Here is a 17,975-nt window from a genome sequence, read left to right as displayed (position 1 = left end):
CGTTCCCGGCCCAACTGGGACGTCGACCGGCCCGGCCTAACCGGGGCCTCGACTCACGACACAGGCGCGGCCTCGGACAGCAGGCCGTCGCGCAGCTCGAGGGTCAGAGTGGGCGCGAGGCGCGAGAGGAAACCGTCGTCGTGGCTGACCACCAGCGCGGCGCCGCGGTAGGCGGCGAGGGCCTCGACGAGCTGGTCGACCGTGTCGAGATCGAGGTTGTTCGTCGGCTCGTCGAGCACGAGCAGCTGCGGCGGGGGATCGGCCAGCAGCTCGCAGGCCAGCGCCAGCCGGAACCGCTCCCCGCCCGACAGCGCCGCGACCGGGCGCAGGACGGTGTCGCCGCGCAGCAGGAACCTCGCGAGTCGGTTCCGCAGCTCGACGTCGGTCGAGCCAGGGGCCGCCTCGCGCACACTGTCGAGCACCGTCGCGTCGTCCCGCAGCCCGTCGACGCGCTGCGACAGGTAGCCGACGCGGTCGGTGTGCGCGACCGCCGTGCCGTGACCCCTCAGATCGGAGGTGTCGGGGCCGGCAGAGCGGCCATCGGATGCCGCAGCGCCGGATTCTGAGGAGTTAGCGCTCGCCGACCGCACCAGCATCTCGAGAAGCGTCGTCTTCCCCGCGCCGTTCGGCCCGATGAGCGCCACCCGCTCGGGCCCCTGAACGACCCACGAGCGCTCGCCGTCGCCGATCGTCGCGAGGCGCCGGCCCGCCGCGACGCCGGGATCGGGCAGGTCGATCCGGACGGTGTCGTCGTCGCGGACCCGCCGCCCCGCCGCATCGAGCGCCGCATGAGCCGCTGCTTCCCGTTCGGACGCCTCGCCGCGCGCGCGACCGGCCGACACCTGTGCGGCCGATGCCCGGTTGCCCGAGATGATCCCGGGCACGCGCTTCTCGCGCTGCGCTTTCGCTCCCATCGCCGACCGCCGCGCGAGCTTCGTCTCGGTCTCGACCCGGTCGCGCCGCTCGCGCCGGAGGGCTGCGGCTGCGGTGGTCTCGGCCTGACGAGCCGCCGCCTGCTCGGCATCCCGCCACGCCCGCCATTCGGAGTACGGCCCGCCGAAGGTATCCAAGGCCCCGCCGTAGAGCTCGGCGGTGTCGTCCATGAGCTCGAGCAGCGTCGTGTCGTGGCTGACGACGATGAGCGCACCCCGCCACCCGCGCACGAGCTCGCCGACGCGGTCGCGGGCGTCGCGGTCGAGGTTGTTCGTGGGTTCGTCGAGCAGCGTGATCTCGGCTCCGCGCAGCCGTACGCCGACGAGCGCGGCGAGCACGGCTTCGCCCCCGGAGAGCTCGCCCACGCGCCTGTCGAGCGCGCCCGCCGGCAGACCGGCCGCCGCCAGCGCGGCCGTGGCTCGAGCCTCGGCATCCCAGTCGTCGCCGATCGTGTCGAAGTGGCGGGGATCGACGTCGCCCGACTCGACGGCGCGCACGGCGTCGACGACGGCGGCCACCCCGAGCACGTCGGCGACCCGCCGGCCGACGTCGAGGGTCAGGCGCTGCGGCAGCAGTTCGACCCGTCCGGACCTGGCGACCGAGCCGGAGGTCGGCGCGAGCTCGCCCGCGATCAGCCGCAGCAGCGTGGTCTTGCCCGAGCCGTTGCGACCGACCAGGCCGGTGCGTCCGGCGCCGAAGGTTCCCGAGACGTCGCGGACGGTGGGGGTGCCGTCGGGATGGATGAGGGTGATGCGGTCGAGGACGACCGCGGGTGCGGAATGGGGCATGACTGCCTCCTCGGATGTCGTCGGGCGCGGGCACGACCGACACCGAAGACACCCCGACCGGGGCGGAACGGTCCGGCGGCCAGCGCGGAAATCGAAGAATGCGCTGGCCAGGTCGGACGCCCGAGGGGTCGACGGATCAGCGCGGGATCACAGCGCGGTCGCGTCGAAACCGATCAACGGTCGTTCCTCACACTCGGGACAGGGGTCCGGGCAGTCTACGCCGCGGGGAGCTGTTTGTGCAGGAACGTCGCGATATCTCGCAGCTCTTCCGCCGAGACGGCGTGCCCGAGATCGGGATACACGCGGCCGCTCAGGTCGACCCGGCCGGGCAGCCACTGCGCCGTGTGCGCGATGAGAGCGGGCGGGATGACGTCATCGAGCGCCCCGCGACCCCAGAACACGGGCGGGCGCCGTGCGGCGAGCTCGGCGTCGGTGTCGAGGTCGGTCGGGTTGGCGTAACCCGACAGGATCACCGCGAAAGCGTAGTCGTGCGGGCGCACCCGAAGGGCCTCGATCGCCATGACCCCGCCCTGCGAGAAGCCGAGCAGCCCGACGGATGCCGCGTCGGCGCGCTCCGCGTCGATCCACTCGGTCAGGGCGCGCGCGGCGGCCGTCGTGGCCTGCGGATCACGACCGTTCAGACCCTCGATCGGGTACCACGACCATCCCGGCGTCGGGAAAGGCGGGGCGAGCGGGGCGCGCACCGCCGCCACGACGTATTCGGCGGGCAGGTGCGGGGCGAGGGCGAACAGATCGTTCTCGTCCGAGCCGTAGCCGTGCATCATGACCAGCAGCGGGCGGCCGGCGCGCTCGGCCGGAGCGGCCGACCAGCGGACGGCGGCGGGATCGAGAGCCGGGACCGACGACATGCGACCATCCTGCCAGCCCCTTCCGACACCGCCGAGGGTCATTGGTATACATGAGGCATGGCCGTGCGCACCCCCGACCCCGATCCCGACGAGCGCGGCGAGTCGTCGCTCCCGGCCGATCCGCTACGCGGAGCCCCCGGGGGCGGCGCTGCGAACCCGGCGTGGCTCAGCGACGTCGAGCTCACCGAGGCCCGCCGCCGGCTGCCGATGCTCTACGTCGAGGCGGTGCCGGTGCGCACCGACGGGCTCGGGGCCGTCACCCAGGTCGGCATCCTGCTCCGTGCCACGCCGGTCGGGGAGATGACCCGCACGATCGTCTCGGGCCGCGTGCGCTACGGCGAGACGATCCGCGACGCACTGTTCCGGCACGTCGAGAACGACCTCGGGCCCATGGCCTTCCCGCTCCTGCCCGCGTCGCCGACGCCCTTCACGGTCGCCGAGTACTTCCCGATCCCCGGGGTCAGCCCGTTCCACGACGACCGCCAGCACGCGGTATCCCTCGCCTTCGTCGTGCCGGTCACGGGCACGTGCGAGCCCCGTCAGGATGCTCTCGAGGTCACGTGGCTCGACCCCGCGGAAGCGGCATCCGACGCCCTCGCCGCCGAGATGGAGGGTGGCCGCGGCACGCTCATCCGCCTCGCGCTCGCCTCGGTGGGTGCGCTCCGCTGAGGCGCGTCCTGCGTAGGCTCGGGGCATGACCGATCCGCAGCCCCTCGTCTTCCCCGCCGACCACGCCGGATGGCTCGCGTTCGCCGCCGAGCGCCCGGATGCCCGCATCGCCCGTGTCCGCGAGATCGACGCGCAGCTGATCGCGGGGCGCGACCTGTCGCCGCTGGCGCGCCTGCAGCTGTGGAACGAGGCGTCGATCGCGATCGCCGAGGCCGCCTCCGAGGCATCCCTGCTGAGCGAATCGCATCCCGACGCCGACGTTCGCGACGCAGCCGAGGCCCGCGTGCAGGCGATCGACGCCCTCCTGTCGCAGCGGGCGCTCGACCCCTCGCTCTTCGCCGTCTTCGACGGGCTCGCGACCGACGGGCTGGATGCCGCCGCCCGCCGCCTGCTCGCCCACATCCAGCGTGACTTCCGCCGGGGCGGCGTCGACCGCGACGAGTCGACCCGCGAACGGCTGCGCCGGCTCGCCGAGCGCGACACCGAGCTCTCGCTGCAGTTCTCGCGCAACATCCGCGACGGACGCCGCGAGCTGAAGCTTCCCGCCGATGCGCTCGAGGGCTTGCCGCAGGACTTCGTCGACGCCCACCCCGCCGACGGCGAGGGCCTCATCACCCTCACGACCGAGTACACCGACCTCATGCCGGTCCGCGAGTTCGCGGTGCGCCGGTCGACGCGCACGGCGCTGCTGTCGGTCTACAACGACCTCGCCTGGCCCGATAACGACCCCGTCCTCGCCGAGCTGCTCGCCGTGCGCGCCGAGCGCGCGGAGCTGCTGGGCTACGGCGACTGGGCCGACTACGAGACCGAGACGCGCATGATCGGCTCGAGCGCGGCGATCCGGTCGTTCCTCGACGACATCGACGCGGCGACGCGCGAGGCCGCCGCCGCGGAATACGACCGGCTGCTCGCGCGGCTGCGTGTCGACGAGCCCGACGCCGACGCGGTCACCGCGGCCGACCTCTGGTACCTCCTCAGCGCGCTCAAGCGCGAGGACTACGCCGTCGACGCGCAGGAGGTGCGCGCCTACTTCGCGTTCGACAACGTCCTGGCGGGCGTGCTCGACGTCACGGCGCGGCTGCTCGACGTGTCGTACGTGCCCGTCGAGGCAGGCGCCTGGCACGCGGACGTCCGCAGCTACGACGTCGTCCGCGCTGATCGCCGGCTGGGGCGCATCCACCTCGACCTCCACCCGCGCGAGGGCAAGTACAACCACGCCGCGTGCTTCAACCTCGCGCCCGGCATCGCGGGACGCTCGCTTCCGGAGGGCGTGCTGCTCTGCAACTTCTCGCGCGGACTGCTCGAGCACGACCAGGTCGTGACGTTCTTCCACGAGTTCGGACACCTCGTCCACGGCATCCTCGGCGGCGCCGACGCCGTGTGGGCCGACTTCAGCGGCATCGAGACGGAGTGGGACTTCGTCGAGGCGCCGAGCCAGCTGCTCGAGGAATGGGCCTGGGATGCCGGTGTGCTGGCGACGTTCGCGCGCAACGCCGACGGCGAGCCGATCCCCGCCGACCTGGTCGAGCGGATGCGGGTCGCCGACGCCTTCGGTCGAGCGCTCGAGGTGACCCGCCAGCTCGGGCACGCCAATGTCTCGTACGGTCTGCACGTCGAGCGGCCGAGCGATCTGCAGGCGGCCGTCGAGGGCTGGTACCGCGCCTCGTCGCCGGTGCACCCGCTGCCGAACGGACACACGTATGCCGGCTTCGGGCACCTCACCGGATACGGCGCCTGCTACTACACGTATCAGTGGAGCCTCGTCATCGCCCGCGACCTGCTCTCGGCGTTCGGCGACGACCTCATGGACCCCGCCGTCGCGACCCGCTACCGCGAGCGCATCCTCGAGCCGGGCGGCAGCCGCGACGCGGCCGACCTCGTCGCCGACTTCCTCGGTCGCCCGTACTCGTTCGACGCCTACCGAGCCTGGCTCGCGGGCGCCTGAGCGGAGGCCTCGGCGGCGGTTCGTCAGCCGGTGCCCGCGCGGGCGTAGCGGTCGGCGAGGAGCGCGAACGCGTCGGCGAGCTCGGGCGGACCGACGACCTCGAGCTCGGCGTCGAACCGTCCGAACGCCGCCGCGAGCGCGGTCCACGACCATGACCCGGCGTCGAGTCGGCAGCGTCCGTCGTCGAGCGGGGTGACCGTGCCATCGCCCGCGAACGGCGCGACAGCAGACGCCGGCAGGTCGAGCACGACGGACCCGCGACACGGCCATGCTGTCGAATCCGACCCGCGGAAGCGTGCCGAGACGAACGCGTCGACGTCGCCGCCGGGCAGCGCGCGCCGCGTGAAGGGGGCGCCGGCCGGGAGCCGCGGACGGACCCGGTCCACCCGGTACAGGCGCCAGTCGTCGCGGTCGAGGTCCCACGCCACGAGGTACCAGCGGCCGTCCGACGCCACGAGATGATGCGGCTCCGCGCGCCGGGGCGGCGCGGACCCGACGGCATCCGCATCGCGCGCCTCGCCGTAGTCGAACCGCACCGCGACACCGTCGCGGATGGCGTTCGCCAGGGTCGACAGAACCTCGAGCGAGACGTCCGCCGCGACGGCATCCCCCGGACGGCCCACGACGGTCGGGGCCAGCGCGTCGAGCCGATGCCGGAGCCGGGAGGGCATGACCTGCCGGATCGTCGCGAGGGCGCGTGCCGCGGCCTCTCCGATGCCCGCGCCCAGGGCGGGAGCGGTTCGCAGGGCGAGGGCCGCCGCGATGGTCTGATCCTCGTCGAAGAGGAGCGGCGGCAGCTCGCTGCCGGCTTCGAGCCGGTAGCCGCCGTCGAGGCCGGTCGTCGCCCGGATGCGGTATCCCATGTCGCGGAGGCGCTCGACGTCCCGCCTCACCGTGCGATCGCTGACACCCAGTCGCGACGCCAGCACTCCGCCCGGCCAGTCGCGGCGCGCCTGTAGGAGCGACAGCAGGGTCAGCAGCCGCGAGGTCGTCGTCATCGCCCCACCGTATCCGCCCTTGCGGACAGAAACTGACCGCAAGGGCTGTCAGGGTGAGGTCGTCGAGCCGATCGGGCCGGCCCTTTCCTCAGGAGCAGCGATGACCATCCAGACCACCCCCCACCTCAACTTCCGCGGCGACGCCCGTCAGGCACTCGAGTTCTACGGCGCCGCCTTCGACGGGCACGTCTCGATCACGACGTACGCCGAGGTCGGCATGCCCGCCGATCTCCCCGGCGCGGATGCCGTCGTCTTCGGACTCGTCGCCGGGAACACCGGCTTCCGCGTGATGGCGTACGACATCCCGGGCAGCGCCGAGGGATCGATCGCCGGCGGCGGTTCGACGCGCCGTCAGGACAACGCCACCATCACCGATCAGGCGTTCTTCGTCTCGGTCGGTTCCGAGAGCCTCGACGAGCTCCGCGGCCCGTGGGACGCGCTCGCCGCGGATGCCGTCATCGTCGAGCCCCTCGCCGCGTCGGCGTGGAGCGCGGGCTTCGGCATGCTCACCGACCGGTTCGGCGTCACGTGGAGTTTCAGCGTCACCCCCGCCTGAGCGCCCGAGAGCCGCGGTCGGATCGATTCCGCCGCGGCTCTCGTCGTGCGTCGCGCGGATGCCCGCCGACGCGGGAGGTCGTCAGGCGGTCGTCAGACGCGCGAGCTCGGCGACGAACGCATCGACGTCGGATGCCGACGTGTCGAACGAGCACATCCACCGCACTTCACGCCGGCCCTCATCCCAATCGTAGAAACGGAACGACTCGCGCAGCCGATCGGCGACGCCCTCGGGCAGCACGGCGAAGACGCCGTTGGCCTGCGTCGGCTGCGTGAACTCCACGCCCCGCACCGAGCCGTCGTCGATGCCCGCCTCGACCGCCGAGCGCAGGCGCTGCGCCATCCCGTTCGCGTGCTCGGCGTTGCGGCGCCACAGGTCGTTCTCGAGCAGCGCGACGAGCTGGGCCGAGACGAAGCGCATCTTCGACGACAGCTGCATGTTGAGCTTGCGCAGGTAGGTGAGCCCCTCGGATGCCGCGGGGTCGAGCACGACGATCGCCTCGCCGAGCATCGCGCCGTTCTTCGTGCCGCCGAAGCTCAGCACGTCGACACCGACGTCGCGCGTGATGGCGCGCAGCGGCAGGCCGAGGGCCGCGGCGGCGTTCGCGATGCGCGCGCCGTCCATGTGCAGCCGCATCCCGCGCTCGTGCACGTGGTCGGCGATCGTCCGCAGCTCGTCGGGCGTGTAGAGCGTGCCGAGCTCGGTCGACTGGGTGATCGACACGACGAGCGGCTGCGCGCGGTGCTCGTCGCCCCAGCCCCACGCCTCGCGGTCGATGAGCTCGGGGGTGAGCTTGCCGTCGTCGGTGGGGACGTTGAGGATCTTGATCCCGCCGACGCGCTCGGGAGCGCCGCCCTCGTCGACGTTGATGTGCGCGGTCGACGCGGCGATCACCGCGCCCCAGCGCGGCAGCATCGACTGCAGCGCCGTGACGTTGGCGCCCGTGCCGTTGAAGACCGGGAAGGCCTCGGCACCCGCGCCGAAGTGCTCGCCGACGAGGTCCTGCAGCCGGGCGGTGTACACGTCCGAGCCGTAGGCGGTCTGGTGGCCGTCGTTGGCGGCGGTGATCGCCGCGAGGACCTCCGGGTGGATGCCGGAGTAGTTGTCGGACGCGAAGCCGCGCACCGAGGTGTCGTGCAGGGAGGTCATGACCTCATCCTTTCAGCCTCGGGCGCGGCCTCGGTCCGGTTCGCGGTCAGCCGCGGATGCCGCGGGTGGAGGCGATCACGTCGCGCATCTTCTTCTCGAGCGCCTCGTAGAACATCGACAGCGGGAACTCGTCGTCCAGCACCGCATCGGTGTAGCCCTTCGGCGCGCCCGCGAGCACCTCGTCTGGGAGGCCTCGCGCCCACACCGACGCCGGGTGCGGTTCGAGCACCGAGCGCACGAGGTCGTACGCCGCGAGCCAGTGCGCGGTCTTCGGGCGGTCGATCGACTCCCAGTACAGGCGGTCGATCGCATCTCCCAGGGCGACCACGGCATCCGGCACCTCCTGCCATTCGAAGGCGAGCGCGGTGTCGGTCCAGTGCAGCACGCCCCGGCGGTGCAGCCAGGCGAACAGCAGCTGGCCGCCGAGCCCGTCGTAGTTGCGCACGCGCGTGCCGGTGATCGCGAACCGGAAGATCCGGTCGAAGATCACGGCGTACTGCACGAGCCGCGAAAGACGCAGCAGCTCGGCGTCGACCGGGTCGAGATCCGCCTCCGCGCTCAGTCTCCGGTCGAGCGCGACGCACTCGCGGAACGCCGTCAGATCGCACCGCAGCTCTTCGAGGGAGTACAGGAAGAACGGCATCCGCTGCTTGATCATGAACGGATCGAACGGCAGATCCCCGCGCATGTGCGTGCGGTCGTGGATGAGGTCCCACATCACGAACGCCCGCTCGGTGAGTGCCTGGTCGTCGAGCATCTCCGCTGCTTCGGCGGGCAGGTCGAGCTTCGTGATCTCGGAGGCGGCACGCACGACGCGCCGGTAGCGGGCCGCCTCGCGGTCCTGGAAGATCGCGCCCCACGTGAACGGGGGGATCTCGCGCATCGCGACGGTCTCGGGGAACAGCACGGCCGAGTCGGTGTCGTACCCGGACGTGAAGTCGAGCAGCCGCAGCGAGACGAAGAGCCGGTTCGGATACATCGTCTCGAGGCGGCCGATCGCCTCAGGCCAGATCGTCTCGACGAGGAGCGCCTCGACGTGACGGTTGCGCGACCCGTTCTGGGTGTACATCGGGAAGACGACGAGGTGACGGATGCCGTCGACGCGGTGGAGCTGCGGCCGGAACGCGACGAGCGAGTCGAGGAAATCGGGCACGCCGAATGCCCCCTCCGTCGAAGCCGTGCCGTCCGGATGATCCGGCCGCGCCCATCGTTCGAAGTCCCGGATCGCCGCGCCGAGGTAGTCCGCGTCGTGCGGGAAGCGCGGTGCGAGCCGGCCGATCGCGGCGGTGATCGCCGCGACGTGGCGCCGCGCCGTGTCGTGATCCCCGGGATCGGGCACGGATCCGTCGGCGGCCTGCAGCTCCTGCAGCGCCGTCGCGGCGTCGCGCAGTGCGATCCAGGCGGGGTCGTGCTCGACGCCGTCCGCGAGCGCGAGACTCAGGGCGTCGACCGCGCCGCCGTCCTCGACGACCTCGGGCTCGCCGATGATCGTCTTCGTGGCACCGGGGGTGGGGTGCGTCTGAGCGATGGACATGGGGAACCTCCGATCTACGAGGTACGGCTCCCGCGCGGGAGCGGTGGTCAGGTGGCGTCAGCCTAACCGGCTGCCGGGCTTTCGGCGACGGTGGTGGCGATGCACCGTGCCGATACACCCGTCGGGCGGGCGGGGCTGATGTGGCCTCGGCGGCGCTCCGATGCGACACCAGCCCCGGCGGTCCGACAGATGTATCGCCGTCTGCCTGTCGCGCACCACTGTCAAGGCGTGGCAGGCGCCGCCCGGCCCGCGTTAGCGTCGCAGCATGCCCGCCGACAGCCCCACGTCCGACAGCCCCGCGTCCGACAACCGCTCCGACGGGCCGGGCGCTGACGGGCCGGGCCCCGACGGGCGCGGCGTCCTGCTGATCACGAACTCGCGGGCGGGGACGTCCGTGGTCCGGCCCGACCCGCTGCCCGAGATCCGGCGGCGGCTGCCCGAGGCGCGGGTCGAGACCCTGGGCGAATCCTCGATGGACGAGATCGTCTCCAACGCGATGCGCGGCGACGACGCGCCGAGCGCACTCGCCGTCCTCGGCGGCGACGGGTCGGTCTCGCGCGCCGCGCACCTCGCGCGTCGTCACGACCTGCCGCTGCTCGTCCTGCCCGGCGGTACCTTCAACCACTTCGCGCGTGCGGCCGGCCTCGAGACGATCGAGGCCGCCCTCGACGCGTTCGCGGCCGGCGCGGTGCGCAGCGTCGTCGTCGCCGAAGCGGTCGTCGACGACGGCGATCCCGTCACCGTCCTCAACGCGGTGTCGCTCGGCGCCTACCCCGAGATGCTCGCCGAACGGGAGAAGCGCACGAGCCTCGGCAAATGGTGGGGCGGCGCCGTCGCGGCGTGGCGCGAGATGCACGGAGCCCACCGCATCACGATCGTGCGCGACGGGCGCCGCGCGGTCGTCTGGTCGGTCTTCGCCGGCCTCGGGCGCAATGACCCGCGGCGTATCGCGATGATGCGTCGCGCGAGCCTCGACGAGCCCGTGCTCGATGTCCGGCTCCACCACGCCCGGGGCACGCGGCTGCGGGCGGTGACCTCGCTGGCGTTCGGCCGCCGCACCCTCGCCGTCATGCGCGCGCTGCGGCTCATGCCGCCGGCATCCGACCTCGAGCGGGCCGTCGTCTCCGAGCTCGAGCTGACGGTGCGGCCGGGCGGCGCGACACCGGTGCTCGCACACGACGGCGAGCTGACCGAGACACCGACGGGCTCCTACCCGCTCCGGTTGCGAGCGGTCCCCGACGGCCTGCGCGTGTACGCGCGCTGAGAGCGCTCCGCCGGATACATCGCCAGAGGGATGCCGCGCCCCCGGGGCTCGCGTACCGTCATAGCGTGTTCCGTCCGCTCCGCCGCTATCAGCTTTCCGTCGACGTCTCGGTGGCGGTCGCATTCGCGGCGCTCATGCTGCTGTTCACCTGGGTGGGCGTCGTGGGCGTCGGCATCCCGAACGATCGCGTGTCCGCATTCGTCGCGATCCTCCTCGTCGTCCCGTTCGGCGCTGCAGTGGCGCTCCGCCGCCTCTCGCCGCCGGTCGCGCTGGCTCTGGCGTGGGTCGGCGCGATTCTGCAGATGCTGGCGCAGCTCCCGCCGCTGCCGGTCGACATCGCGATCTTCGCGGTGCTCTACACGTGCGCGGCCTACGGCACGAACCGGGTCTTCTGGCTCGGGTTCGCATCCTCGATCGCGGGCGCTCTGGCCATCACCGTGTACTTGCTCATCCCGACGGCGGCATACTCGATCACCGCGGGCGGCGACGAGCTCATGTTCTACCTCATCACCGGCTCGATGCTCTTCATCGCGGCGGTCTTCGGTCTGCTCCTGGCGTGGACGGTGGGAGCGCTCGTCCGCGTGGGCCTGCGTGCGCGCGGCAACGCGGAGGCCCAGCGGCAGGCCGAAGAGCGCGCGACGGCGGAGTTCGAGCGCAACCGCATCGCGCGGGATATGCACGACGTCGTCGCCCATTCGCTCGCCGTCGTCATCGCGCAGGCCGACGGCGCGCGCTACGCCGCCGCGGCCGATCCGGATGCCGCTGCCGAGTCGCTCCAGACGATCTCCTCGACCGCCCGCTCCGCCCTCGCCGATGTGCGCATGCTGCTCACGCAGCTGCGCCACAGCGAGGGCGAGGGCCCGCAGCCGACCATCGCGGAGCTCGAGGTCCTGTACGCCCAGGTGCGAGCCGCGGGTCTCGACCTGCGCGTGGACATCGACCCCGCCCCGCCGGGCGAACCGCCCGCGGCCGTGCAGATCGCGGTGTACCGCATCCTGCAGGAGGCCCTCACGAACGCGATCCGGCACGGCGCGGGAGGTACCGTGGATGTGTCCCTGTCCTGGCTGCCCGACCGCGTGGAGGTCCGAGTGAGCAACCCCCTCCCGCCGGCGAGCGAGGCGACCGGCCCGGTGCGTACGGGCGGACACGGTCTCATCGGCATGCGCGAGCGCGCCCAGCTCATCGGCGGCAGCATCGAGGTGGGTCCCCGGGGTGACGCCTTCGTCGTCGCGGCGACGTTGCCCATCGGGGGCGCCGCGTGAGCGTCATCCGGGTCGTCCTCGTCGACGATCAGGCGCTCTTCCGTGCCGGCATCCGCATGGTCGTCGCCTCGCAGCCCGACCTGGAGGTCGTCGGCGAGGCGTCGGACGGCGCGGAGGCGATCGGCGTCGTCCGCGCGACGCGACCCGACGTCGTACTGATGGACATCCGGATGCCGGTCATGGACGGCCTCACCGCGACCGCCCAGCTGCTCGACGACCCGGTCTTCGACGGTGCGCCGCCGCGCATCGTGATGCTGACCACCTTCGACCTCGACGAAGCGGCCGCGCGAGCGATCCGCCAGGGGGCGAGCGGCTTCCTGCTCAAGGACGCCGACCCCGAGTTCCTGCTCGCCGCGATCCGCACGGTGCACTCCGGCTCGTCGGTGATCGCGGCCTCGGCGACGCGCGAGCTCTTCGCGACCTTCTCGGCGCCCGAGCAGAAGCCGGTTCCGGCTGCCTTCGCCGAGCTGACCGACCGTGAGCGCGAGATCTTCGGGCTGGCCGCCCGCGGGCTCTCCAACGCCGAGATCGCGCAGCGGGAGTTCCTCTCCGAGGCGACGGTGAAGACCCACATCAGCCGCATCCTCGCCAAGCTCGCCCTGCGCGATCGCGTGCAGCTCGTCGTCTTCGCCTTCGAGCACGGGCTCGCCTGACCCGCGCGGGCGGATGACGCGGGCGGATGAGGGATCATCCGCGAGATGTACGCACCCGCGACGACGGACCGATGCCGGGGTCCGGCGGGGTTCGTAGCGTCGGAGACATGCAGATCTCGACCACCGACCTCGGCCTCGCCGCCCGGGTCCAGAACCTCTCCAAGACCTACGGCGCCGGCGAATCGGGGGTGCGCGCCCTCGACGGTGTCTCGGTGGGCATCCGTCGTGGCGAGTTCACCGCCATCATGGGCCCCTCGGGCTCGGGTAAATCGACCCTGATGCACATCATGGCCGGACTCGACGCGCCGACGTCGGGCCGCGCGTGGATCGGCGACACCGAGATCTCGGGCCTGTCCGATCTCGATCTCACGATCCTGCGGCGGCGACGCGTCGGCTTCGTGTTCCAGTCGTTCAACCTCGTGCCGACCCTCGACGTCATCGGCAACATCACATTGCCGTTCGAGCTCGACGGGCGCTCGCCCTCGGCGCTCGAGCGCTCGCGCATCGACGGGCTCGTCGACTCCCTCGGGCTCGGGGCCCGCCTCCGGCACCGTCCGCACGAGCTGTCGGGCGGACAGCAGCAGCGAGTCGCGATCGCCCGAGCGCTCGCGACCGCTCCCGACCTCGTCTTCGCCGACGAGCCGACCGGCAACCTCGACTCCCGCTCGGGTCGAGAGGTGCTCGCCCTCCTCGCCACCGCGAGCCGCGAGCACGGTCAGTCCATCGCGATGGTCACGCACGACCCGGTCGCCGCCTCGCACGCCGACCGCGTGATCTTCCTCGGCGACGGTCGCATCGTCGCCGACAAGCCCCGGCAGAGCGCCGAGGAGATCTCGGCCCACATGCTCGCCGCCGAGGTGTCGGCATGACCGCGGTGACCGTGCCCGGCGCCGCATCCGCATCGGCGTCCGAGCGTCCCGGGCCGCGCCCGTCGGCCAGGACGTCCGGGCGGTGGGCGTGGCTGCGCGAGCGGGGCATGGGGGCCTCGGTGCTCGTCGCCGCGATCTCCGGCGGGTTCGGCGTGCTGCTGGTCGCGGTGACCGGACTCATCGGCGCGTGGCTCATGGCCGATCCGTTCCTCTCCGGCGGCGAGACCATCATCATCGTCGTCGCGATCCTCAGCGTGCTGCTCGTCGCCGTCGCGATGTACGTCGCCGCGATCGTGACGGCCAACACCTTCGCCACGATCGTCGCGGGGCGCACCCGTCAGATCGCACTCATGCGTCTCATCGGGGCGTCGGCCCGCTCGCAGCGCTCCCGTATCGCGCGGCAGGGCCTCATCGTCGGCGCGATCGGAGCCGTGATCGGGCTCATCGGCGGAACCGCCGCGGCCGCCGGGCTGCAGGAGCTCGCCGCCCGGGCGTGGGGACTGAACGTCGACTACAGCATCGTTCAGCCGGTGCTCCTCGCGCCCGCGCTCGTCGTCGCGCTGACGACCTGGGTCGCCGCGTGGGCCGGCTCGCGCCGCGTGCTCGAGGTCACGCCCCTCGCCGCCCTCGCGGGATCCGCGCCGCGCACGGCGGAAGAGGCCGCCGGCCGCACGCGTCGCCGCGTCACCGCGGTGTCGCTCTTCGCGGTAGGTGCGGTCCTGCTCGCCCTCGGCATCCTCGCCGGCTTCGTCACACCCCTCGGCGTCGTCGTCGCGTTCTTCGGCGGGCTCGCCTCGTTCACCGGGCTGAGCCTGGGCGCCGCCCTCGTCATGCCGCCGCTGCTCCGCCTGACCGGTCGGCTCTTCGGTCGGTCGGCGTCGGCGCGGCTCGCGGCAGAGAACGCGCTGCGCTACCCGGAGCGGTCGAGCCGCATGGCGATCGGCGTGGTGATGGGCGTCACGCTCGTGACGATGTTCGCCGTCGCCTCGGAGTCGGTCAAGGGCGTCATGGCCGCGTCGGGCGGGGGCGAGGTGTCGGGTGAGATGGCTCGCCTGCTCGACACGTTCAGTGCGGTCATGATGGCCCTCGTCGGGGTATCGGCCGTGATCGCGGCAGTCGGTCTGGTCAACCTCCTCACGATCGGCGTCGTGCAGCGAACCCGAGAGCTCGGGCTGCTGCGCGCCCTGGGGCTCACGGGGCGCCAGATCCGCTCGATGGTGCTGTTCGAGGCGGCGCACATCACGATCACCTCGGTCGTGTTCGGCCTGCTCCTCGGCATCGCCTACGGCTGGGCCGCGGCGCAGTCGCTGCTCGGGTCGGTGCGAGTGCCGCCGCTGTGGCTTGCGCCGAACTTCGTCCTGCCGGGCATCCCGTGGCTCACCGTCGCCGGGATCGTCGTCGCCACCGCCGTGCTCACGCTCGTCGCCGCCGTCGTTCCCACCCGCCTCGCAACCCGGGTCTCGCCGGTGGAGGCGCTCGCCGAGTGACGCGGCTCACCCGTCGCCGGCCGGTCCGGCTCGCCCGTCATCCGCGGACGAGCCGGACCTCGCTGATGCTCTCGCCCCAGCTGGTGTCGTCCTTCGCCGCGCCGTCCGGGCGGAATCCGTTGCGGGCATAGAACGCGTGGGCACGCGGGTTGTCGTCGAGGACCCACAGCGACGCGCGCTCGTCGCCGAGGGCGGCGTCGATCAGGGCCTGTCCCGCGCCGGTGCCGTGGTGGGCGGCGAGGACGTAGATCGCGTACAGCTCGACGGGGGCGACGGGAGGGTCGTCGCGGGAGGCGCCGCTGACCGCGAACCCCACGATCGACCCGGCCGTCACGGCGACCCACGTTCGGCCGAGGTCGTGCGTGCGCGCGGGTCGGGGCCGCACCGTCCCGGTCGTCTGCGACGGCAATCGGTCGCTGATCCGCTCCTCATGGCCGAGCAGCTCGCGTCGTACCCGCGTCAGGCGGTCGAGATCGAGCCGATCGAGGATGCTCTGCGGCATCCGCCCCGTGTACGCCTCGTGCCACCCGCGGACGTGCACGCGCGCGATCGCCGCGGCATCGGCAGGCACCGCCCGCCGCACGGCGACCGCGGTCACGATGCCGGATCGGCGGCAGGCTCGGGGTCGTAGGCCCAGGTCGGCGCGACCTGCCGCAGGCGCGTCGAACGCCACTGCCACGTCGCCCAGAGCATCGGCCACAGCGCCGGCGCGGCGAGGCCTCCGATGACCAGGCGCTCGCGCCACAGCGTCCGGGTCGGGTCGCCGGGAGCGGGCGAGACCGCCATCTGGTGGTCCCATACGTCGAGCACCGAGAGGGGGCCGGTCAGCGGGATGCCGCTGTCGCGCAGGATCCGCACCGTCGATGCCTCCGTCGCGCCGGGGCGGCGTTCCTCGACCGCGCGGTCCGACACGTGGATCAGCTGGCGCCCCACCGGGACCCCGAGAGCCGACAGCTGCACGGGCACGTCGGCGCCGGGCTCGAGCGAGGTCGGCATGCCCTCGGCGGCGAGGGGCTCGAGCCCCATGAGCGGCGCGTAGAGCTCGGCGAGGGCGCGCGGCGAGTGGAGGGCGCGCCAGGCGGCGTCGGCGTCGCAGTCGAGCACGAGCTTCTGGAGGATGCGCATGAGCCCAGTCTGCCCCGTCGTAGGCTGATCGGATGCCGTCGCCCGCCGTATCGTCGCCGTTCGACCAGTCGCGCTACCAGGTTCGCCTGGACTGGGGAGTCGCCGGTCTTCGTCGTACGGCACCCGCCGACGTCGTCGTCGTGGTCGACGTGCTGCGGTTCTCGTCGACCGTCTCGGCACGCGTGGCTGCGGGCGAGCACGTCCCGCTCGACGACGCCGCGCGGGCGGTCTCACGCAACGGCGCGGTGATCGCCGCGTCGGCATCCGATTCGGTCGTGCTGCTCGGCTGCCTGCGCAACGCCGAGGCGGTCGCGGCCGCTGCGCTCGCGGAGCAGCAGCGGCGCGGCGCTCGGACGAGCATCGCCGTGATCGCGGCGGGCGAGCTCTCGCCGGACGGGCAGGCCGAGCTGCGGTTCGCGGTCGAAGACCTGCTGGGCGCCGGTGCCGTCGTCGACGCGCTGTCACGGCTCGGCATCGACCACACCTCGCCCGAGGCCGCGGCGGCCTGCGAATCGTTCCGCGGACTCGGCGGCGCGGTGCGCCATCTGCTCACGGCGAGCGGTTCGGGGCAGGAGCTGCTCGACCGCGGGCTTCGCGACGACGCGCTCGCCGCCGCGCAGATCGGGGTCGACCGGGTCGCTCCGATGCTCCGCGACGGCGTCTTCACCGCCGCCTGACGTCGACTCCTCAGAATCCGCGAGATTCGAGCTCGAGGCGCCCGGGGCGGCGGCGGTGCGTCCAGAACTGAGGAGTTCGTGCCATCGGTCAGCGCGGGGTCGCGGCAGCGCGCCGGTCGGCCGAGGAGATCTCGCGGCGCACCCACCGGAAGAGGTAGCGCTCGTCGTACGACGACGCGCACATCCGGCACGACGCCGCGCGCGTGGGACGGCGGTGACGGTAGGCCACATGACCGGCGGGGCAGTGGCCCACCCAGGGGGCCAGCTCGACGGCCGTCTCACCACGATGGGTCGTGCCGCCGACGTACCCGAGCTCACGGGCCGTGCGCAGCCAGTCGCGACCGTGGCCGGCGGCGGGCCCCGCGATCGCGTGCGCGACCTCGTGCAAGAGGGTCTGGTGGTTCTCGTCGTCGTCGAACCGGGCCGCGAGGTAGCGCGAGACGCTGATGCACCGGCGCGTGTAATCGCACTGGCCCGCGCGGCGCTTGGCGTTGTCGAACCGGAACGTCCACGAGTCGTCGAGGTGCGCTGCGATCAGCGCCTCCGCCCAGACCCGGACCCGATCGAGATCACTCATGCGGTCGACGCTACGCGCGGGGTGAGACAGCGGTACGCGGCGCTCAGCTGGCGATGATGGAGCGCGAGCGGCGCTCGGCGGCATCGACGGCGAGCAGGGTGGACTCGAGCTGGTCCTCGGGAGCGCCGCCCTCCTGACGGAGGAACAGTGCACGCTTGAAGTCGGTGCGGGCGTCGGCGTACTCGCGGGCATCGTACGAGACCTTGCCGCGGTGCTGGTACGCGAAGGCCGCCAGCAGCGGCCAGCTCTGACCCTCCGCCTCTTCCGCACACGTCGTCAGCTCCTGGATCGCCGCAGCGAACGCACCGCGGTGCTGCAGGATCGTCGCGTGCAGCACCCGGGCGCGCAGCAGGTCCTTGCGGGTCCCGGCCATGCGGGCCACCCGCACCGCCTGCTCCGCGAGGACGAGTGCCTCGTCGAGCCGGTCGAGCACCTTCAGCAACCAGACGCGCTCGAGAAGCGCGGGCAGGCTGCGCTGCTCGCCGATCTCGGCGAGGCGCTCTGCGCACTGTTCCGGGTCGACGATCTCCCGCAGCGTGTCCGGGTCGTACCCGAGGATGTAGCCCACCGTCATCCACCTCCGCGACTCGAGAACGGTGGATCCCAGTCTCCTCGAAAGC

The 17,975-nt window shown here is 72.7% G+C and carries 18 protein-coding genes; 9 read left to right on the top strand and 9 right to left on the bottom strand.

The genetic code is table 11. The annotated features are described in order from the left end of the window. Positions 1-53 precede the first annotated feature (53 nt). A complete protein-coding gene (locus C3481_RS14245; RefSeq protein WP_103842966.1) occupies positions 54-1,721 on the bottom strand; it encodes an ABC-F family ATP-binding cassette domain-containing protein in 1,668 nt (555 codons plus the stop codon). Positions 1,722-1,936: 215 nt separating this feature from the next. Next, the gene (locus C3481_RS14240) at positions 1,937-2,590 is read right to left on the bottom strand and encodes an alpha/beta hydrolase (RefSeq protein ID WP_023953953.1); all 654 of its coding nucleotides are present in this window, start codon (positions 2,588-2,590) and stop codon (positions 1,937-1,939) included. Positions 2,591-2,647: 57 nt separating this feature from the next. Here C3481_RS14240 and C3481_RS14235 point away from each other — a divergent pair, with 57 nt between their 5' ends. Together C3481_RS14235 and C3481_RS14230 are read left to right on the top strand one after the other, a co-directional pair. After that, positions 2,648-3,259 (top strand): NUDIX hydrolase family protein, encoded by a 612-nt coding sequence (locus tag C3481_RS14235; protein WP_023953954.1) that lies wholly within the window; start codon positions 2,648-2,650, stop codon positions 3,257-3,259. 25 nt (positions 3,260-3,284) lie between these two features. Beyond that, positions 3,285-5,204 (top strand): M3 family metallopeptidase, encoded by a 1,920-nt coding sequence (locus C3481_RS14230; protein WP_103842964.1) that lies wholly within the window; start codon positions 3,285-3,287, stop codon positions 5,202-5,204. A 23-nt stretch (positions 5,205-5,227) separates the two neighbouring features. On the opposite strand, the gene C3481_RS14225 is transcribed toward C3481_RS14230, so the two are convergent. Beyond that, the gene (locus C3481_RS14225; protein ID WP_103842962.1) at positions 5,228-6,202 is read right to left on the bottom strand and encodes a YafY family protein; all 975 of its coding nucleotides are present in this window, start codon (positions 6,200-6,202) and stop codon (positions 5,228-5,230) included. A 100-nt stretch (positions 6,203-6,302) separates the two neighbouring features. Here C3481_RS14225 and C3481_RS14220 point away from each other — a divergent pair, with 100 nt between their 5' ends. Beyond that, complete coding sequence (locus tag C3481_RS14220; protein WP_023953961.1) at positions 6,303-6,758, top strand: VOC family protein; 456 nt, start codon at positions 6,303-6,305, stop codon at positions 6,756-6,758. Between the two features lie 81 nt (positions 6,759-6,839). Here the strand turns inward: C3481_RS14220 and C3481_RS14215 are convergent, their stop codons facing one another. After that, positions 6,840-7,907 (bottom strand): low specificity L-threonine aldolase, encoded by a 1,068-nt coding sequence (locus tag C3481_RS14215; RefSeq protein ID WP_103842960.1) that lies wholly within the window; start codon positions 7,905-7,907, stop codon positions 6,840-6,842. A 46-nt stretch (positions 7,908-7,953) separates the two neighbouring features. Beyond that, entirely contained in the window at positions 7,954-9,441 is a 1,488-nt protein-coding gene (locus C3481_RS14210; RefSeq protein ID WP_103842958.1) for a DUF6421 family protein, read from the bottom strand. A gap of 265 nt (positions 9,442-9,706) precedes the next feature. Here C3481_RS14210 and C3481_RS14205 point away from each other — a divergent pair, with 265 nt between their 5' ends. From C3481_RS14205 to C3481_RS14185, 5 genes are all read left to right on the top strand, one after another. Continuing rightward, positions 9,707-10,705, top strand: a complete 999-nt coding sequence (locus C3481_RS14205; RefSeq protein WP_103842956.1) for a diacylglycerol kinase family protein — start codon at positions 9,707-9,709, stop codon at positions 10,703-10,705. A 65-nt stretch (positions 10,706-10,770) separates the two neighbouring features. After that, positions 10,771-11,967: a sensor histidine kinase gene (locus C3481_RS14200; RefSeq protein ID WP_023953975.1), complete on the top strand. Its 1,197-nt coding sequence runs from the start codon at positions 10,771-10,773 to the stop codon at positions 11,965-11,967. After that, positions 11,964-12,620, top strand: a complete 657-nt coding sequence (locus C3481_RS14195; protein ID WP_023953977.1) for a response regulator transcription factor — start codon at positions 11,964-11,966, stop codon at positions 12,618-12,620. Before C3481_RS14200 ends, C3481_RS14195 begins: the two co-directional genes overlap by 4 nt. Positions 12,621-12,727: 107 nt before the next feature. Next, positions 12,728-13,489 (top strand): ABC transporter ATP-binding protein, encoded by a 762-nt coding sequence (locus C3481_RS14190; protein ID WP_023953979.1) that lies wholly within the window; start codon positions 12,728-12,730, stop codon positions 13,487-13,489. After that, entirely contained in the window at positions 13,486-14,976 is a 1,491-nt protein-coding gene (locus C3481_RS14185; RefSeq protein WP_023953981.1) for an ABC transporter permease, read from the top strand. Before C3481_RS14190 ends, C3481_RS14185 begins: the two co-directional genes overlap by 4 nt. A gap of 37 nt (positions 14,977-15,013) precedes the next feature. Here the strand turns inward: C3481_RS14185 and C3481_RS14180 are convergent, their stop codons facing one another. After that, positions 15,014-15,574 (bottom strand): GNAT family N-acetyltransferase, encoded by a 561-nt coding sequence (locus C3481_RS14180; RefSeq protein WP_258039133.1) that lies wholly within the window; start codon positions 15,572-15,574, stop codon positions 15,014-15,016. Beyond that, positions 15,571-16,101, bottom strand: coding sequence for a hypothetical protein (locus C3481_RS14175; protein WP_023953985.1), 531 nt, complete (start codon positions 16,099-16,101; stop codon positions 15,571-15,573). The genes C3481_RS14180 and C3481_RS14175 overlap by 4 nt, the downstream gene beginning before the upstream one ends. Before the next feature lie 32 nt (positions 16,102-16,133). Between C3481_RS14175 and C3481_RS14170 the strand changes: the two genes are divergently transcribed. Beyond that, the gene (locus C3481_RS14170) at positions 16,134-16,778 is read left to right on the top strand and encodes a 2-phosphosulfolactate phosphatase (RefSeq protein WP_064955482.1); all 645 of its coding nucleotides are present in this window, start codon (positions 16,134-16,136) and stop codon (positions 16,776-16,778) included. Positions 16,779-16,866: 88 nt separating this feature from the next. On the opposite strand, the gene C3481_RS14165 is transcribed toward C3481_RS14170, so the two are convergent. Both C3481_RS14165 and C3481_RS14160 read right to left on the bottom strand, forming a co-directional pair. Then, a complete protein-coding gene (locus C3481_RS14165) occupies positions 16,867-17,355 on the bottom strand; it encodes a SprT-like domain-containing protein (protein ID WP_064955481.1) in 489 nt (162 codons plus the stop codon). A gap of 43 nt (positions 17,356-17,398) precedes the next feature. Further along, positions 17,399-17,923, bottom strand: a complete 525-nt coding sequence (locus C3481_RS14160) for a hypothetical protein (RefSeq protein ID WP_036305638.1) — start codon at positions 17,921-17,923, stop codon at positions 17,399-17,401. Positions 17,924-17,975: the final 52 nt, after the last annotated feature.

This window comes from Microbacterium sp. Ru50 (assembly GCF_002920555.1).
GTDB lineage: Bacteria > Actinomycetota > Actinomycetes > Actinomycetales > Microbacteriaceae > Microbacterium > Microbacterium arborescens.
Note: the sequence above shows the minus strand (reverse complement) of the source record. Positions and strands in the feature narration are given on the sequence as shown.

Bases quoted from the DNA above. Each gene is read 5' to 3' on its own strand.
- C3481_RS14245 (WP_103842966.1), bottom strand. From the start codon at position 1,721: ATGCCCCATTCCGCACCCGCGGTCGTCCTCGACCGCATCACCCTCATC.
- C3481_RS14240 (WP_023953953.1), bottom strand. From the start codon at position 2,590: ATGTCGTCGGTCCCGGCTCTCGATCCCGCCGCCGTCCGCTGGTCGGCC.
- C3481_RS14235 (WP_023953954.1), top strand. From the start codon at position 2,648: ATGGCCGTGCGCACCCCCGACCCCGATCCCGACGAGCGCGGCGAGTCG.
- C3481_RS14230 (WP_103842964.1), top strand. From the start codon at position 3,285: ATGACCGATCCGCAGCCCCTCGTCTTCCCCGCCGACCACGCCGGATGG.
- C3481_RS14225 (WP_103842962.1), bottom strand. From the start codon at position 6,202: ATGACGACGACCTCGCGGCTGCTGACCCTGCTGTCGCTCCTACAGGCG.
- C3481_RS14220 (WP_023953961.1), top strand. From the start codon at position 6,303: ATGACCATCCAGACCACCCCCCACCTCAACTTCCGCGGCGACGCCCGT.
- C3481_RS14215 (WP_103842960.1), bottom strand. From the start codon at position 7,907: ATGACCTCCCTGCACGACACCTCGGTGCGCGGCTTCGCGTCCGACAAC.
- C3481_RS14210 (WP_103842958.1), bottom strand. From the start codon at position 9,441: ATGTCCATCGCTCAGACGCACCCCACCCCCGGTGCCACGAAGACGATC.
- C3481_RS14205 (WP_103842956.1), top strand. From the start codon at position 9,707: ATGCCCGCCGACAGCCCCACGTCCGACAGCCCCGCGTCCGACAACCGC.
- C3481_RS14190 (WP_023953979.1), top strand. From the start codon at position 12,728: ATGCAGATCTCGACCACCGACCTCGGCCTCGCCGCCCGGGTCCAGAAC.
- C3481_RS14185 (WP_023953981.1), top strand. From the start codon at position 13,486: ATGACCGCGGTGACCGTGCCCGGCGCCGCATCCGCATCGGCGTCCGAG.
- C3481_RS14175 (WP_023953985.1), bottom strand. From the start codon at position 16,101: ATGCGCATCCTCCAGAAGCTCGTGCTCGACTGCGACGCCGACGCCGCC.
- C3481_RS14170 (WP_064955482.1), top strand. From the start codon at position 16,134: ATGCCGTCGCCCGCCGTATCGTCGCCGTTCGACCAGTCGCGCTACCAG.
- C3481_RS14165 (WP_064955481.1), bottom strand. From the start codon at position 17,355: ATGAGTGATCTCGATCGGGTCCGGGTCTGGGCGGAGGCGCTGATCGCA.